This window comes from uncultured Nevskia sp., assembly GCF_903885465.1.
Lineage (GTDB): Bacteria > Pseudomonadota > Gammaproteobacteria > Nevskiales > Nevskiaceae > Nevskia.
Genome location: NZ_CAISIQ010000194.1, coordinates 12,200 through 27,760, shown reverse-complemented (window position 1 = coordinate 27,760; position 15,561 = coordinate 12,200). Strand labels below are relative to the sequence as shown.

13 protein-coding genes are annotated in these 15,561 nt (G+C 66.2%); 7 read left to right on the top strand and 6 right to left on the bottom strand.

Features of this window, described 5'->3' with window-relative positions; genetic code table 11:
* The coding region (locus QZY06_RS07440) for a hybrid sensor histidine kinase/response regulator (RefSeq protein ID WP_295682304.1) at positions 1-908 on the top strand (908 nt) is incomplete at its 5' end.
* On the opposite strand, the gene QZY06_RS07435 is transcribed toward QZY06_RS07440, so the two are convergent.
* Positions 881-1,606 carry a response regulator transcription factor gene (locus QZY06_RS07435; protein ID WP_295682302.1) on the bottom strand — a complete coding sequence of 242 codons (726 nt, stop codon included), beginning with the start codon at positions 1,604-1,606 and terminating at the stop codon, positions 881-883. The two genes, QZY06_RS07440 and QZY06_RS07435, sit on opposite strands and share 28 nt — an antisense overlap.
* 145 nt (positions 1,607-1,751) lie before the next feature.
* Between QZY06_RS07435 and QZY06_RS07430 the strand changes: the two genes are divergently transcribed.
* On the top strand, positions 1,752-3,149 hold the full coding sequence (locus tag QZY06_RS07430; RefSeq protein ID WP_295682298.1) for a DcaP family trimeric outer membrane transporter: 1,398 nt from the start codon (positions 1,752-1,754) through the stop codon (positions 3,147-3,149).
* A 133-nt stretch (positions 3,150-3,282) separates the two neighbouring features.
* On the opposite strand, the gene QZY06_RS07425 is transcribed toward QZY06_RS07430, so the two are convergent.
* On the bottom strand, positions 3,283-3,597 hold the full coding sequence (locus tag QZY06_RS07425) for a DUF2834 domain-containing protein (protein ID WP_295682295.1): 315 nt from the start codon (positions 3,595-3,597) through the stop codon (positions 3,283-3,285).
* Positions 3,598-3,715: 118 nt separating this feature from the next.
* Between QZY06_RS07425 and QZY06_RS07420 the strand changes: the two genes are divergently transcribed.
* A complete protein-coding gene (locus QZY06_RS07420; RefSeq protein WP_295682294.1) occupies positions 3,716-4,567 on the top strand; it encodes a helix-turn-helix domain-containing protein in 852 nt (283 codons plus the stop codon).
* A 1-nt stretch (position 4,568) separates the two neighbouring features.
* Here QZY06_RS07420 and QZY06_RS07415 read toward each other — a convergent pair whose 3' ends face one another.
* A complete protein-coding gene (locus QZY06_RS07415; RefSeq protein ID WP_295682292.1) occupies positions 4,569-5,045 on the bottom strand; it encodes an ExbD/TolR family protein in 477 nt (158 codons plus the stop codon).
* 217 nt (positions 5,046-5,262) lie between these two features.
* Here QZY06_RS07415 and QZY06_RS07410 point away from each other — a divergent pair, with 217 nt between their 5' ends.
* Positions 5,263-7,098 carry a bifunctional metallophosphatase/5'-nucleotidase gene (locus tag QZY06_RS07410; RefSeq protein WP_295682289.1) on the top strand — a complete coding sequence of 612 codons (1,836 nt, stop codon included), beginning with the start codon at positions 5,263-5,265 and terminating at the stop codon, positions 7,096-7,098.
* A gap of 42 nt (positions 7,099-7,140) precedes the next feature.
* Here the strand turns inward: QZY06_RS07410 and QZY06_RS07405 are convergent, their stop codons facing one another.
* Positions 7,141-9,204, bottom strand: a complete 2,064-nt coding sequence (locus QZY06_RS07405; RefSeq protein WP_295682287.1) for a M3 family metallopeptidase — start codon at positions 9,202-9,204, stop codon at positions 7,141-7,143.
* A gap of 229 nt (positions 9,205-9,433) precedes the next feature.
* Between QZY06_RS07405 and QZY06_RS07400 the strand changes: the two genes are divergently transcribed.
* Genes QZY06_RS07400 through gpmA form a run of 3 tightly spaced genes read left to right on the top strand, consistent with a single transcriptional unit; the run spans position 9,434 to position 11,716 of the window.
* Positions 9,434-10,369, top strand: coding sequence for an alpha/beta hydrolase (locus QZY06_RS07400; protein WP_295682284.1), 936 nt, complete (start codon positions 9,434-9,436; stop codon positions 10,367-10,369).
* A gap of 19 nt (positions 10,370-10,388) precedes the next feature.
* On the top strand, positions 10,389-10,916 hold the full coding sequence (locus tag QZY06_RS07395) for a gamma carbonic anhydrase family protein (protein ID WP_293387664.1): 528 nt from the start codon (positions 10,389-10,391) through the stop codon (positions 10,914-10,916).
* A gap of 47 nt (positions 10,917-10,963) precedes the next feature.
* The gene (gpmA, locus tag QZY06_RS07390) at positions 10,964-11,716 is read left to right on the top strand and encodes a 2,3-diphosphoglycerate-dependent phosphoglycerate mutase (RefSeq protein WP_295682280.1); all 753 of its coding nucleotides are present in this window, start codon (positions 10,964-10,966) and stop codon (positions 11,714-11,716) included.
* 69 nt (positions 11,717-11,785) lie between these two features.
* On the opposite strand, the gene QZY06_RS07385 is transcribed toward gpmA, so the two are convergent.
* Together QZY06_RS07385 and QZY06_RS07380 are read right to left on the bottom strand one after the other, a co-directional pair.
* Complete coding sequence (locus QZY06_RS07385) at positions 11,786-14,572, bottom strand: serine/threonine-protein kinase (protein ID WP_295682278.1); 2,787 nt, start codon at positions 14,570-14,572, stop codon at positions 11,786-11,788.
* A 7-nt stretch (positions 14,573-14,579) separates the two neighbouring features.
* Complete coding sequence (locus tag QZY06_RS07380) at positions 14,580-15,143, bottom strand: ECF-type sigma factor (RefSeq protein ID WP_295682272.1); 564 nt, start codon at positions 15,141-15,143, stop codon at positions 14,580-14,582.
* Positions 15,144-15,561: the final 418 nt, after the last annotated feature.

The window sequence follows — 15,561 nt, the reverse complement described above, 5'->3', positions numbered from 1 at the left end:
TGGCGCCGCTGGCCAACGAGTTCTCGGCGCTGGCTCAGGCGCGTGGTCTGGAGTTTCGCTACGTGGCCTCGTCGGCGATCGTCGAGACCGATCCCTCGCTGCTGCGTCGCATCCTGCAGAACTTCCTGTCCAACGCCGTGCGCTACACCCGCAGCGGCTGCGTGCTGCTCGGCTGCCGGCGCTTGCCCGGTGGCATCGAGATCGGCGTCTGGGATACCGGGCCGGGCATTCCGGCGGCGCGTCAGCCGGAAATCTTCGAGGAGTTCCGCCGGCTCGAAGCCGGACAGGATTTCGATCAGGGTCTGGGGCTGGGGCTATCGATCGCCGATCGGCTGTCGAAGCTGCTGCATCACCGGCTGGCGCTGCGCTCGACGGTCGGCCGCGGCAGCTGTTTCTCGATCGTGGTGCCGTTCGGTGATCGCAGTTCGATCGCGCCGCTGCGACCGGCGCCGGTGACCCGTTCGACCGATCGCCTGCATGGCCGGCTGGTGTTCTGCCTCGACAACGAGCAGTCGACACTCGATGCACTCGGCGCGCTGCTGACGCGTTGGGGCTGCCGGGTGATTGTCGCGCGCAATGCCGCCGAGGCATACGCCTGCTTCGGGCCGGATGCGGAAGTGCCCGATCTGGCGCTGATCGATTTCCACCTCGGCGAAGGCGCCAGCGGCATCGCGGTGATGGCCGAGCTGCGCCAGCGCTGGGGCGTGGCGGTGCCGGCGATCGTGCTGACGGCTGATCCGACCGAAGCCGCGCGCAACGCCGCCAGCGCTGCCGGCCTCGCGCGGCTGCCGAAGCCGGTGAAGCCGGCGGCACTGCGGGCCTTGATGAGCCGGATGATCCGCATCCAGAGTGCGGATGTCGTTGAAGTCGACGGCGACGCTCAGTCTTCGTCGGCAACGTCGGACTGAAGCTCGTCCATCGGTGGCGTCAGGCTGCCGGCGCTGGCATCGAGCAGGCGTCGCGCCAGCAGCGCCGCCTGCGTCCGCCGATACAGCCCCAGCTTGCGCAGCACGGCGGTGACGTGGGCTTTCACGGTCGCTTCGGTGATGCTCAGCTCGTAGCCGATCTGCTTGTTCAGGCGCCCATCGGCGAGCGCCATCAGCACCTTGAACTGCTGCGGTGTCAGGGTGGCGATCTGCCGGGTCAGCGCCTGTTCGGCGGCATCCTGATCGACGCCATCGGCCAGGCCCTCCGGCAGCCATTCGTTGCCATCGAGCATCGCTCGCACGGCTTCGCCGATGACCGCCAGCGACGCCGATTTCGGGATATAGCCGCAGGCGCCGAAGTCGATCGCGCGGCGGATCACCAGCGGATTTTCCTCGCCGGAGACGATCGCCACCGGCAGATCCGGGCGCAGGCCGCGCAGCTGGATCAGCGAGGAAAAGCCGCTGCTGCCGGGCATCCGCAGATCGAGCAGCACCAGGTCGCAATCCGGCTGGGCATCGAGCTTGGCGAGCAGTTCGATCAGCGAAGCGGTGGCTTCGACGATTGCTTCTGGCACGGCATCGGCCACGGCAGCGGTCAGTGCGGCGCGGAACAGCGGGTGGTCATCGGCGATGAGCAGGCGATACATGGCGGCCTCGGGCAGCGCATTCAGTACGCGCATTGCAACACCCTACGACCTTGGTCGCGATACGACCTAAGGTGAATGGCCGCGCCTGCTCCTGATCGCCACTCTTCGTCTGCGGCCTTCGATGCCGCTCCCGGATCACCTGTCCGGGCAACGAACGATGATGAGGAGTGAGGAGATGATGCCTGCCCGCAGCCGCTTTGCCGTCGCCCTGTGCGCTGCCGGATTCGGCATGGCGACGCTGCCCGCGTTCGCAGCACCGGTGGATGAAGACACCGCCGCGGTGATCCAGGATCTGAAGCGGCGCATCGAGGCGCTGGAACAGCAACTCTCCGCCAAGGCCGCGCAGCCGGCCGCAGAGGTTGCCGCGCCGGCAGCTGTTGCGCCTGTTGCACCAGTCGTTGCTGCGACGGCACCAGCACCAGCACCGACACCGGCAGCCGTCGCCAACGGCGGCGACTTCAAGCTGGCCTGGGGCGGCTATATCAAGACCGACTTCATCACCTCGCGCTACAGCGACGGCGCGGTGCCCCAGAGCCTGGGCCGCGATGCCTACATTCCGAACTCGATTCCAGTGGCCGCGACCGGCGCCGAGAATGCCCGCACCTATACCGATCTGCACGCCAAGGAAACCCGGCTGTACCTGCGCGGCTCGGGCCTGATGTACGGCCACAAGGTGGCGATCAATGCCGAGTTCGATTTCATCAGCGGCCAGCTCGGCCAGGGCATCGCCGGTGCGCCGAACGAAGCGGTGACCAATCCCTACAACCCGGCGTTCCGCCTCGGCTATCTCGATTTCGACAACTTCCGCATCGGCCAGGACTGGTCAACCCTGCAGAACATGGTGGCGCTGCCGGACATCATCGATCTGGTCAACTGGCCATCCGAAGGCACGGTGTTCTCGCGCCAGCCGATGATCCGCTACACCTACGGTCCGCTGGCCGTCGCGCTGGAGAACAGCGAATCGACGGTCGCCACGCTCGGCGGCAATGCCTTCACAGTGACCGACGACAACACGCTGCCGGACCTGGTCTGGCGCTACACGCTGAAGACGGCGGCCTGGGGCGACTACACATTGTCCGGCGTGGTCCGCCAGGTCACCGATCGCGGCACCGTGGCCGGTGGCAATGACACCTCGATGGGCTACGGCCTGAGCTTCGCCGGCAAGATTCCGCTCTGGGGCCAGGACGATCTGCGCTTCACCTTCAGCGGCGGCGATGGCTTCGGCCGCTACATGGCGCTGAACACGGTCGGTGATGCCGTGGTCGATGCCAACGGCAAGCTGCGCACCGTCGAGGTCTACAACGGCTTCGTCGCCTGGCACCACCCGTGGAACGAACAATGGCGCTCGAACCTGGCGCTGTCCGCCCTGCACGCCAACACCGGACAGATCGACGAAGGCTCGATCTTCGGCCCCGGCGTGTCCCGCAACGTGCGCAGCGCCACCTTGAACCTGCTGTATTCGCCGATCCCGAAGATCACCTTCGGCGCCGAATACCGCTACGCGCGACGCGACACGGTCGGCAATCTGTCGGGCGACATGAGCCGGCTGCAGTTTTCGGCGCGTTACAACTTCTGAAGCAAGAACGGCGCTTTCTTTCGACGTCATCCCCGCGTAGGCGGGGATCCAGTTCTGAAGTCTGCGCACCGCTGTTTGCAGAGAACTGGATCTCCGCCGTCGCGGAAATGACAGTGGGTGTTGAGCTTGGCAATCAAGCCCAGTTCTTCGCCAGTGCCGGGCTGCTGGCGGTGCCGCGCAGCAGCAGATAAGCCAGCGGGCCGAACGAGCCCAGCGCCAAGGTCGCGACGATGTACGGCCAGACGGTGACACCGCGGGCGCGGGCATCGCCGGCCATCCAGACCATGACCAGGGTCAGGGCGATGACCAGATCGGTCAGCACCTGCAGGCCGGCGGGATGCAGGTGGCTGGCGAAGATGCCGAAGTAGCCGACTTCCTTCAACGCGTAAGCGGACAGGATCGAGAACGGCAGCAGGATGGCGAACAGGATGGGGCGGGGCAGGTTCATGGCGAATCTCCGGACGAGTGGGCTTGGACGGCGAGCGCAGAATCCGCGCCTGACTGCGGCGCTGCAATTACCTCGCAGGTCATCGCTTTGAGGTGGGCGCATCGCCACAATCGCTGCTATGAACGCGATCCATCCGACGTCCGCTGCCCCCTCCCGCTTCGGTGACACGCTGCGCCGCACGCGGACTGTTCGCCGCCGCAGTCAGCTTGATCTGGCGCTGTCGGCCGGCTTGTCGCAACGGCATCTGAGCTTTCTCGAGTCCGGCCGGTCGCAGCCAAGCCGGGCCATGCTGCTGCGGCTGGCCGAAGCGCTGGACCTGGGGCTGGCCGATCGCAACGACTGGCTGATCGCCGCCGGCTTCGCGCCGATCTATCCGCAGCGCTCGATTGAAGCCGCAGACATGACGCCAGTGCGCGAAGCATTGGCCCGAATGCTGCGCCACCACGAACCGTTTCCGGCGATGGTCATCGACCGCGCCTGGAATCTGGTGATGAGCAACGAGGCGACCGAGCGAATGATCACGATGGTCAGCATGGTCGCCGGTCACGCCAGCTCCGATGCGCTGTGGCAGACGGTCTGCGGCGACGGGCCGCGCAACATGGTCCAGATGAGCCTGCATCCGGCTGGCCTGCGGCCGTTCGTGGTCAACGCCGATGAAGTGGTCGCGGCGCTGTTGGCGCGGCTGTCGCAGGAAGCGCTCGATCACCCGCCGTCGGCGCGGCTGCGCGAGGTGGTGATGGCCTATCCGGGAATCGCGGCGGCGGCGCGCAACATCGATGTGTCTGCGCGCCTGTCACCGGTGCTGGCGACCCACTTCCGCATCGCCGGCCAGGATCTGCGGCTATTCGCGATGCTGTCGCGCTTCGACATGCCGCGCGATCTGACCGCCGAAGATCTCAGAGTGGAAACGCTCTATCCGGCCGATGCTGACAGCGAAAAATTGCTGCGCGGCATGGCCGGATCGCCCTGAATCAGGGAACCGGCGTCAGTCCTGCGCCGTCACCACCGAAGCCGCCATCGACCTTGCTCGATTTCAGGCTGACCTTGCTGAAGCCGGACAGGCTGACCAGGCCGATCAGATCGACCACGCGGCCGTAGGCGATCTTCGAATCGCCCTGCACGAATACCAGGGTGTCCGGGTCCTGGCGGGACAGTTCGATCAGCCGCGGCTGCAGCGCGTCCGGCGCGGTGGCCAGCGGGCCGAGGCCGTCGCCGGCGTCGATGAAGTAGTTGCCGTTGGAATCGATCGACACCACGGTCGGTTCCTTGGGCTTGTCGCTCTGGGCCGAGCTGGCCTTCGGCAGCGTCACCGGCAGCTGCGACATCATCAGCGGCGCGGTGACCATGAAAATGATCAGCAGCACCAGCATCACGTCGACCATCGGGGTGATGTTGATCTCGGCGACCGGTGCGAGGTCGGCTTCTGCGTGGACACGCTTCTTGGCCATCTTGTCTTGAGTCCTGATTCGGAATGGGCACGCCGCGGGGCGTAGTGTGGCTACGCTGAGCAGGATCGGTGCCAGGAGAGTGGGTCCGAGTTTATCGCGCAGCCTCCCAAGCCGTCTAATGCCGTTTCCAGCGCGGGGAACGCCATGAATTCATGACAATTTCGTGAAATCTCATGGCTGGAGACTCGCCGTCAGGCAGATTTCATCCGCGCCGGCCATGCTCTGGTCCATTGCTTGCGAGACCGATGCGATGCCGAACCGATACGCCAGCGCGCGTTCATTGCCCAAGTTGGGCGCCAAGCTGATCCAGCTCGGCGCGGCGCTGCTGCTGGCCGCCTGCCAGTCGCCCGCAACGCTGCCGGATGCGGCCGCCCAGCCCGCACCGACCATCGCGGTGAAGCTGATCGCGCTGAACGATTTTCACGGCAACCTGCTGCCGCCACGCGATCCGACCCTGCTGCCGGACCGCGCCGGCCAGCCGGACATTCCGGTGCCGCTCGGCGGTGCGTCTTATATCTCGACAGAGGTCGCCCAGCTCAAGGCGGCGAACCCGCGCAATGTCGTGGTCGCTGCCGGTGACCTGATCAGCGCCAGCCCGCTGCAAAGCTCGCTGTTTCACGATGAGCCGGCGATCGCGGTGATGAACGACATCGGCCTGGAATTCAGCGCCGTCGGCAATCACGAGTTCGACCGCGGCCGTGCGGCGCTGCTGCGCATGCAGCGCGGCGGCTGCGCGCCGGATGGCAGGCCGGGTGAGGACACCTGCGTGAACGGGCCCTTCCCGGGCGCCGCTTTCCGTTACATGGCCGCCAATGTCGTCGACGAGACCGGCGTGCCGCTGCTGCCGGCGGTCGGCATCAAGACCTTCCTCGTCGACGGCCGCATGCCGCTGAGCATCGGTTTCATCGGTTTGACGCTCGAAGGCACGCCGGAACTGGTCAACCGCACCGGCATTGCCGGCCTGCGCTTTCTCGACGAAGCCGAGACAATCAATCGCGAAGCGGCGGCACTCACCAAGCAGGGCGTGCGGGCGATCGTGGTGCTGATCCACGAAGGCGGCGAACCGCCGGTGGGCGCGGACCTCGACGACGAAAGCTGCCCCGGTTTTGCCGGCGCGATCACCGGCATCGTCGCCAAGCTCGATCCGGCGATCGATCTGGTGATCAGCGGCCACACCCATCGCGTCTATCGCTGCCGGCTGCCGACGTCGGATCCTGCGCGCACCATCCTGGTGACCAGCGCCGGTTCGGCCGGCCGCTATCTGACCGATATCGATCTCCAGCTCGCTGCCGATACCGGCGACGTGCGGAGTGCAGCCGCGCGCAATGTGCCGATCGTCAACGACAGCACAGCGAACGCGCGGCCTGATCGCTATCCGCCGCTGGCACCGGAACCGAAAGTTGCAGCGATCGTCGCCGAGTTCGATCGCCGTTCCCGCGAGCGCAGCCTGCAGCCAGTCGGACGCATCACCAGCGCGCTGTCACGGCAGCAGGACACGGCTGGCGAAATGCCGCTCGGCTATGTGATCGCCGATGCCCAGCTCGCCGCGGCTGCGAAACAGGACGATCGCCGCGCCGATCTCGCGCTGATGAACCCCGGTGGCGTGCGTGCCGAGCTGGCGCCGCTCGATGCGACCGGTACGGTCACTTATGGACAGGTCTACACGGTGCAGCCGTTCGGCGGTGCGCTGATGACGATGACCCTGAGCGGCGCGCAGATCGACGCGCTGCTCGAACAGCAATGGCGCGCCGATGGCCGCTACGCGATCCTGCTGCCGTCCCAGGGTTTCGAGTACGCGTGGAAAGCGAGCGCGCCGCTTGGTGCGCGCATCGATCCGGCCAGCATCCGCCTGCGCGGCAAGCCGCTGTCGCCGACTGGCCGCTACCGGGTCAACGTCAATGCCTTCCTGGCCAATGGCGGCGACGGTTTCCGGGTGCTGCTGGAAGGCACCGAGCGAGTCGAGTTCGGCATCGATCGCGACGTGCTGATCGACTACCTCGCTGCGCAGCCCGTGCCGCCGCCGAAGCTCGGCCGCATTCGTCGCCTCGATTGATGAGACTGACCTCGCCGCCAATGCTCGGCGGCGAGGCAGGCTTCAGGCCGCGCCCGCTGTCCGACGGTCAGGCACCAGCCCGGAATGCCGCAGCAGCGCTTCCACTTCCGGCTTGCGGCCACGGAAGGCGACGAACAGATCCATCGCGTCCTGCGAGCCGCCGTTGGCCAGCACGGTATCGCGGAAGCGCCGGCCGGTGTCCGGCGAGAAATCCGATTCCTCGAACGCCGCGAAGGCGTCGGCGGACAGCACTTCGGCCCACTTGTAGCTGTAGTAGCCGGCCGCGTAACCGCCGGCAAAGATGTGGCCGAAGGAGTTCGGCATGCGGTTCCAGGCCGGCGGCGGGAACACGCTGACCTCGGCACGCGCCGCGTTGAGGGTGTCAAGAATTCCGACGCCGCTGGCGGTATCGCGATGCAGGCGCAGATCGAACAGCGAGAACTCGACCTGGCGCAGGGTCATCAGCCCGGCTTGATAGCCACGGCCGGCCTGCAGCTTGGCGAGCAGCGCATCGGGGATCGTTTCGCCAGTCTTGTAATGACGGGCGAAGCCGTTGAGCGTGGCGCGGTCATAGCACCAGTTCTCCATGAACTGGCTGGGCAGTTCCACGGCATCCCAGGCGACGCCGCGGATGCCGGACACCGAAGCCTCATCGACCCGGGTCAGCAGGTGATGCAGGCCGTGGCCGAACTCGTGGAACAGGGTGACCACTTCGTCGTGGGTCAGCAGGGCCGGCGCACCACCCAGCGGAGGGGTGAAGTTGCAGGTCAGATAGGCCACCGGACGCTGCAGGCCGGTGGCGGTCTGGCGACGCACCAGGCATTCGTCCATCCAGGCGCCGCCGCGCTTGTCCTGACGAGCGTAGGGATCGAGGTAGAACAGACCGATCTCCGAGCCATCAGCCTCCGCGAGACGCCAGGTAGTCACGTCCTTGTGCCAGGTCTTGATGTCGGCCGCGGCTTCGATGCGCACGCCGTACATGCGCTCGACGACTTCGAACATGCCGGCAATCACCTGCTGCGCCGGGAAGTACGGGCGCAGTTCTTCCTCGGAATAGCCGAGCTTCTGTTCTTTCAGCTTCTCCGAGTAATAGGCCATGTCCCAGGGCGCAAGATCGGTCAGGCCATCACGGGCCTTGGCGAAGGCGCGCAGCTCGTCCAGTTCGGCGAGCGCGAACGGCTTGGCCTTGACTGCCAGATCGAGCAGGAAGGCTTCGACGGCATCCGGCGATTCGGCCATCTTGGTCGCCAGCGACAGCTCGGCGAAGTTGTTGAAGCCGAGCAGGCGCGCTTCCTCGTCACGCAGCGCGATGATTTCCTGCATCAGCGGCGTGTTGTCGAACTGGCCTCCTTGCGGGCCGAGTTCCGAAGCACGCGTGGCGTAGGCCTCGTACAGCTCGTGGCGCAGCTCGCGGCTGTCGGCGTAGGAGATGACGGCGTCGTAGCTCGGGAAATCGAGGGTCAGCAGCCAGCCCTGGAGTTCCTTGGCTTTCGCCTTCTCGGCGGCCTGGGCCTTGCCTTCCTCGGTCATGCCGACCAGCAGCGCTTCGTCGGTCACGTGCTTCGACCAGGCCTGCACTGCGTCGAGCAGGTTTTCCTCGAACTTGGTCTGCAGCTCGGACAGGCGCAGCGCGATGACCTTGTAGCGCGCTTTCTGCTCGGCCGGCAGCGCAATGCCTGACAGCTTGAAGTCGCGGATCGCGTCGGTCAGCACTTTCTTGCGGGTCGGCGAGAACGAGGCGGCCGCCGGGCTGGCGGCGAGTTGCTCGTAGGCCTGGAACAGCGCTTCGTTCTGCGACAGTTCCAGGCCGTATTCGGTGATCTTCGGCTGCACCACATTGAAGGCCTTGCGCCAGGCGCTGGTCGAGGTGACGCCGAACAGATGCTGGATCGGCCCCCAGGCGCGGCTCATGCGATCGCTCAGATTCTCCAGCGGCTCGATCAGACCTTCCCAGCTCGTCGCCTTGCCGCCGGACAGCAGCGCGTCGAGCGCGGCGCGGTTGTCGGCCAGCACGCCGTCGATCGCCGGTTCGGCGTGCTCGGGCTGGATGGCGTCGAACGCCGGCAGAGTGTTCGGGGAGACGGGGGCGAGCAGCGGATTGGTCATGGGGAATGCCGGAAAAATTCTGATCAGTTCAAGAGATGCAGGCTGCAGGTGCCTGGTTCAAGAGCGCGGTTCAAAGCTGGAAGCGAGGATCGTCGCACGGCCGGGCGCTGCCATGCCTATCGAAAATGCTGATCGCGACGATCAAGCAGGCCCGCTTCCTGCGAGAGCCGTGAAGCGGTCGCGGTATCATGCAGGCCGGTTCCCGCTGCCCATCGAGAGACCCGTTTCCGTGCGCCCTATCTCAAGTCTGATCCTGAGCTTCTTCGCTGCCCTGCTGTTGCTGAGCGCCTGTAGCGGCCAGCAGCTGACCAATGACCTGACCTCCGACAAGGGCTATCGACTGTCGTCGAACGTCGGCTTCGATGCGGCCACCGGCCTGCAACTCGATGTCTACAGCCCGAACGGCGTCGCCAACGCGCCGGTGGTGGTGTTCTTCTTCGGCGGCCGCTGGCAGGAAGGCAGCAAGGAAGCCTACAAGTTCGTCGGCCAGGCGCTTGCGGCGCGCGGCTTCGTTGCCGTGCTGCCGAATTACCGCCTGTATCCCCAGGTGCGTTACCCGAGCTTCCTGACCGACAACGCCAAGGCCGTGAAGTGGGCGCACAGCCAGATCGCCCAGTACGGCGGCGACCCCACCAAGATCGTGGTGATGGGCCATTCCTCCGGCGCCTACAACGCGGCGATGCTGACCCTGAATCCGGCGCTGATGAAATCGGTGGGCGGTGATCGCGCCTGGATCCGCGCCATGATCGGCCTCGCCGGCCCCTACGATTTCCTGCCGCTCACCGATCCGGATCTGCGTGATCTGTTCGGCGCTCCGGAAAACTACGACCAGACCCAGCCGATGATGTATGCCGACGGCAGCAATCCGCCGATGCTGCTGATGCACGGCCAGGACGACAAGACGGTGTTCTCGAGCAACACCGAACATCTGGCGGCGCGTATCCAGCGAGCCAATGGCCCGGTGGAGACGGTGATCTACCCGGAAATGAGCCACCGCAAGATCATTGCGACCCTGGCAACTTCCTCGCTGATCAAGTTCGCGGTCGGCCAGAGCGACGTGATGTTCTACGTCAACGATTTCATCAAGCGCAACACCGGCGCCAACGCGCCTAAGCCGCGCCAGGAAGCACCGGGCGGCCTGCAGACGATCGTCCCGACACCATGATCTTCGCCCTGATCCGACCATGATCCGTGCGTATCGCGGCGCGCTGCCAAGGCTGGGCCAGAACGTCTACATCGACGAGCAGTCCTGTGTCATCGGCGATGTCGAACTCGGTGACGATGCCTCGGTCTGGCCGATGGCGGTGATCCGCGGTGACGTCAACTTCATCCGCATCGGCGCGCGCAGCAACGTCCAGGACGGCGCGGTGCTGCACGTCACCCACGACGGCCCGCTGCTGCCCGGCGGCATGGGCCTGATCGTCGGCGACGACGTCACCATCGGCCATCAGGCGATCCTGCATGGCTGCACCGTCGGCAACCGCTGCCTGATCGGCATGGGCGCCAAGGTGCTCGACCGCGCGGTGATCGAGGACGATGTCTTCATCGCCGCCGGTGCACTGGTCGGCCCCGGCAAGCGTCTGGAATCCGGCTGGCTGTATCGCGGCAGCCCGGCAGTGCAGGCGCGCCGGCTGAGTGAGCAGGAGTTGTCGAACCTGGCCTATTCGGCCGCTCATTACGTCAGAGTCAAGAACAACTACCTGCAGGGCTGAAGCTCGGCCCGCATCGATCGCAACCCAACCCAAGAGCCCCGTCAGACATGACTCGCAAGCTAGTGCTGCTGCGCCACGGCCAAAGCCAGTGGAACCTCGAAAACCGCTTCACCGGCTGGGTCGATGTCGACCTCACCGAGCAGGGCCGCGCCGAAGCGAAAGCCGGCGGCGAGCTGATGCTCGCCGAAGGCCTGAAGTTCGACTGCGCCCACACCTCGGTGCTGAAGCGCGCGCTGCGCACCCTGAACATCGCGCTCGACGCGATGGACCAGCAGTGGATTCCGGTGACCAAGTCCTGGCGCCTGAACGAGCGCCACTACGGCGCGCTGCAGGGTCTGGACAAGGCCGAGACCACCGCCAAGCACGGCGAGGCGCAGGTCAAGATCTGGCGCCGCAGCTACGACATCCCGCCGCCGGCGATGGAACTCAGCGACGCTGGCCATCCGGCCAACGATGCGCGCTACAAGAAGCTCGACATCAACGCACTGCCGGGCACCGAATCGCTGGCCACCACGCTCGATCGCGTGCTGCCGTACTGGCATGACCAGATCGCCCCGCAGCTGCTGGCCGGCCAGACCGTGCTGGTCGCAGCACACGGCAACAGCCTCCGCGCGCTGTGGAAGTACCTGATGGGCCTCGGCGAAGCCGAAATCCTCGAAGTGAACATCCCGACCGGCATCCCGCTGCTGGTCGAACTGGACGACAAGCTCAAAGTCGTCAGCCATCGTTACCTCGGCGACCCGGAAGCGGCGAAGCGCGCCGCCGAAGCGGTGGCCAATCAGGCGAAGGCGAAGCACTAAACCGCCTTCGCGTCGGTTCTGCGGCCCTGTCCTGCATCGCAGGGCAGGGCCGTTTTCGTTGCTGTGGGCTTATCGGGCTGGCGTGGCTTTGAGCCGCTCCAGACGTGTCTGCAGGCCGACACGGATCTGCGGGTTGTAGAGCGCCTGTACCTGGTCGAGCGTGCGCAGCGCCTGCTCGGCCTGCGCCAGGGCTGCTGCTTTGTCGTTTTTCTTGGCGTCGAGTTCGGCAAGACCCATCTGGGCCTCGGCAACTGTGGGCAGAGCCCGGCCATCGGCGTGCAGCATCACCGCCGCGAACTCCGCACGGGCCAGCGACTGATCGCCGTGTTCGGCGAGGTGCTGCGCCCAGCGGACGCGGGCGTCGAGCGCCGCCTCGATGCCCGGACGGCCGAGCTTGCGATAGGCCTCATGGGCGGCGGCGAACTGCTGGCCGGCTTCGCCATCGCGACCGAGTGCGGCCAGCGCTTCGCCGAGCGCCAGCACGGCGTCCGCCTGACGCAACTCGACCGGCTTCGAGGTGATCGCCACCGTGCTGGCACGCTGCAGCAGGGGCAGTGCGGCGGCGGCCCGTCCCCGGTCGAGCAGAAACCGGCCATAAGCGAGTCGGAACCAGGCGCCGCCTTCGCCCGACGAGGTGGGTTCATTGCTGCTGTCGGGGTCTGGCGGTGCTTCGAGCAGCTCGTTTTCCTTTGCGAACAGCGCTTCCGCGTTGGCATCGTCGCCTGCCCAGTGCATCAGCGTGGCTCGCCAGAGCACCGCTTCGAGCTGGGTATCGACGGTGCGCCCGAAGGTCGCCAGGACCATCTTCTCGCCATCTTCGTAGGCCTTGCGCGCCGCGTCGCGATGGCCGAGCCGCCGTTCGTAGTGAGCCAGTTCGACGGTCTGCCAGGCAATGAACCAGTCATTGCGAACCGGCCACGTTTGTTCCATGGCGATCGATTCCAGCGCCGTGCGCCGCGCTTCCGCCAGTTGGCCGTCCGCCGCCAGTGCCTGGGCCAGATAGAAACGTGGCCAGCGCTGGCTGCTGTCCTGCGGCGCGCGGTTGGCGTAGATCCCTGCGGCTTGCTGCAGATAACCCAGCGCCCGCTTGGCGTCGCCGGTATCGGCTGGGTAATGCCGGGCCATCGCGGCGAGCCACTGCGCCTCGACCGGCGAGCCGGTCAATCCCTGGCTGCGGATCAGGCTCGCGGCTTGATCGAGCAATGGCAGGCCGGAGCTGAAATCGCCGTACTCGATGTAGACGTTGGCCTGTTCGATCAGGCTGTCGACAATGCGCGGGTCGCCGCCACCATGCAGTTCGGCAACCAGTGCGCGATAGCGCTGGTTGGCCTGTTCGACGCGCGGCAGATCGTGCCACTGTCGAAACAGCTTGCGGGCCAGTTCCAGCAGTTCCAGCCGGGTCTCGGGTTGCTGCTTCAGCTCGCCGTCGAGATCGTCGACGATCAGGTCGAGCATTTCCCGAGCGGTGATCGAACCGGCCGGCCGGTCGCTGGCCACCAGGCGGCCGCTGGCACCGAGCACCTTGAGCAGGAAGTCGCGCGTCGCGTTGGCGCGGCCGGCTTCGCTCATCGCGAGGCTGGCCGCCTGCTTCGCGCGTTGCGCCTGCCACAGGCTGACGGCACCGCCGACGGCGATCGACAAACTCAGCAGGGTCGCTGATGCGATCGCCAGCCGATGACGGCGGACGAACTTCAGGCCGCGTTCGACACGGGTGATATGACGCGCCTCGATCGGCTGATGGGCGAGATGGCGGCGCAGGTCGTCGGCCATCCGCTCGACCGAGTTGTAGCGCGCTTCCGGCCGACGCGACAGCGCCTTGGCGAGGATGGCATCGAGATCGCCCTTCAGCGCCCTGCCTAGCGCCTTTGCATCCACTTCACCGACTTCCCGGGCGAAGCCGCTGATGGTCAGGTTCGAGGCCAGTCCGCGCTCACCTTCGTCAGCTCCAGCGGTTCGGCCGCGCGGCGCGCCTGGCCGGCGGCCGCAAAGCAGTTCATGAAGCACCACGCCGAGCGAATAGACATCGGTCGCCGCGGTCACCGTGCCGCCGGCCAGTTGTTCAGGCGCTGCGTATTCCGGCGTTGCCGAGCGGCCGGCGAGGCGAGTGATCTCGGTGAGATCGCCACGGCCGTCGTCGTCGATCAGCTTGGCGATGCCGAAGTCGAGCAGCTTGGCGCGGCCGTCGTCGGTGACCAGGATGTTCGACGGCTTCAGATCGCGGTGGACGATCAGCCGCGCATGAGCGGCGGACACCGCGTCGAGCACCTGCAGGAACAGCTGCAATCGTGCGGCGACCGGCAGCCGGCGTTCGCGGCACCAGGCGTCGATACGCTGGCCGTCGACCTTCTCCAGCGCCATCCACGGCTGGCCGTCGTCGGCGATGCCGGCGTCGTAAAGCTGGGCGACGTTCGGGTGGCTGAGGCCGGCGAGGATGTCGCGCTCGCGGTTCAGGCGCAGCCGGGCGCCGGCGGTCAGCAGCCAGGTGTGCGGCAGTTTCAGCGCCACGTCGCGGTTCAGTGTGCCGTCGATCCGGCGCGCGCTCCAGACCTCGCCCATGCCGCCTTGGCCGAGCGGCGTCAGCAGTTCGTAGGGGCCGATGCGTCGCGTCGCCGAGAAGGTCCAGGGATCGCCGGTCGGGCTTTCGCGCAGCCGAGGTTGGTCGGCCGGCGGCCTGGCCTTGACCTCGGCATGGGCGAGCGCTGCCGTGCGCAGCAGCGGTGCGAGATCGGCGTGCTCGTCGGGTAGCTGCCGCAGCCAGGGCTCGCGAGCCTCGGCCGGCAGATCCAGAACTTCATCGAGCAAGGTCGAAAACGTTTGCCAGCGCTCGGCTGGCAGGTCGGACAGCGAAGCGGTCATTTCAGGCTCAGGCCAGCAGCAGGCGCATCAGGGTGCGGGCCTTTTCCCAGTCGCGGCGTACGGTGCGTTCGGTGAGGCCGAGCGCTTCGGCGATCTCGGCTTCGGAAAAGCCGCCGAAGAAACGCATCTCGACGACCTGGGCCAGCCGCGGTTCGCGGGCACGCAGCGCGGTCAGCGCGTTGTCGACGATCAGCGGATCGTCGTCGACCGGCGCACCCGGCTCCTCGACCAGCATCTCCAGCCGCAGCACTTCACCGCTGCCCCGCCGTTCGGTGAGCCGTTCGCGGGCGAGGTCGACGATCACCGAGCGCATCACGCTGGAGGCGTAGCAGAAGAACTGGCGCCGCGCCTTGCCGTCGAGCTGCTCCGGGCCATTGGCCATCAGCTTGAGATACGACTGGTTGACCAGGGCGGTGGTGTCCAGAAGCGTGAATTCGCCGGCCCGGCGCAGCCGGCTGCGAGCCAGTGCTTTCAAGTCTGGGTACAGATGCTGCCAAAGCGACGACAGGCTTTCCCCTTCGATGCTGTCGGTTGTGGAATGGCCGGTCATGTCGGCGTCGAATCGGGACACGTGAGCATGTCAGGGTAAGTGCGGTGGGACCGCGAGTCAGTGCGGTCGGACGAAAAGATCGGCAGAGCTTCACGCCTTGCTGGACTGGCGCCGTCAGGCGGCAGGCCGAACGAGGATGAACGGCATTTCCCGGTCGGGGCAAGGGACGATACTTGCTGAGGAAGTAAATTTTTCAAGCGTCTATGAAATTGAATCCATTAGCGGCCAACAGCCGTATGGCACCCGGGGATTTATCCAGTGTGAGTCCTGCACGGCCGGTATTCAGCGATGAATATTTGGCCCTGCGCATCAGAGTGCGGCTAGGGGCCAAGACCTGATGATCCGGAGTGGTAAAAACGACCTCAGGCAAAACCCTGAATAGCCCGAGATCAATGCTTAAAAAGCTCGCGGCGAACTGAACGAAAACCAATTGAAGTCA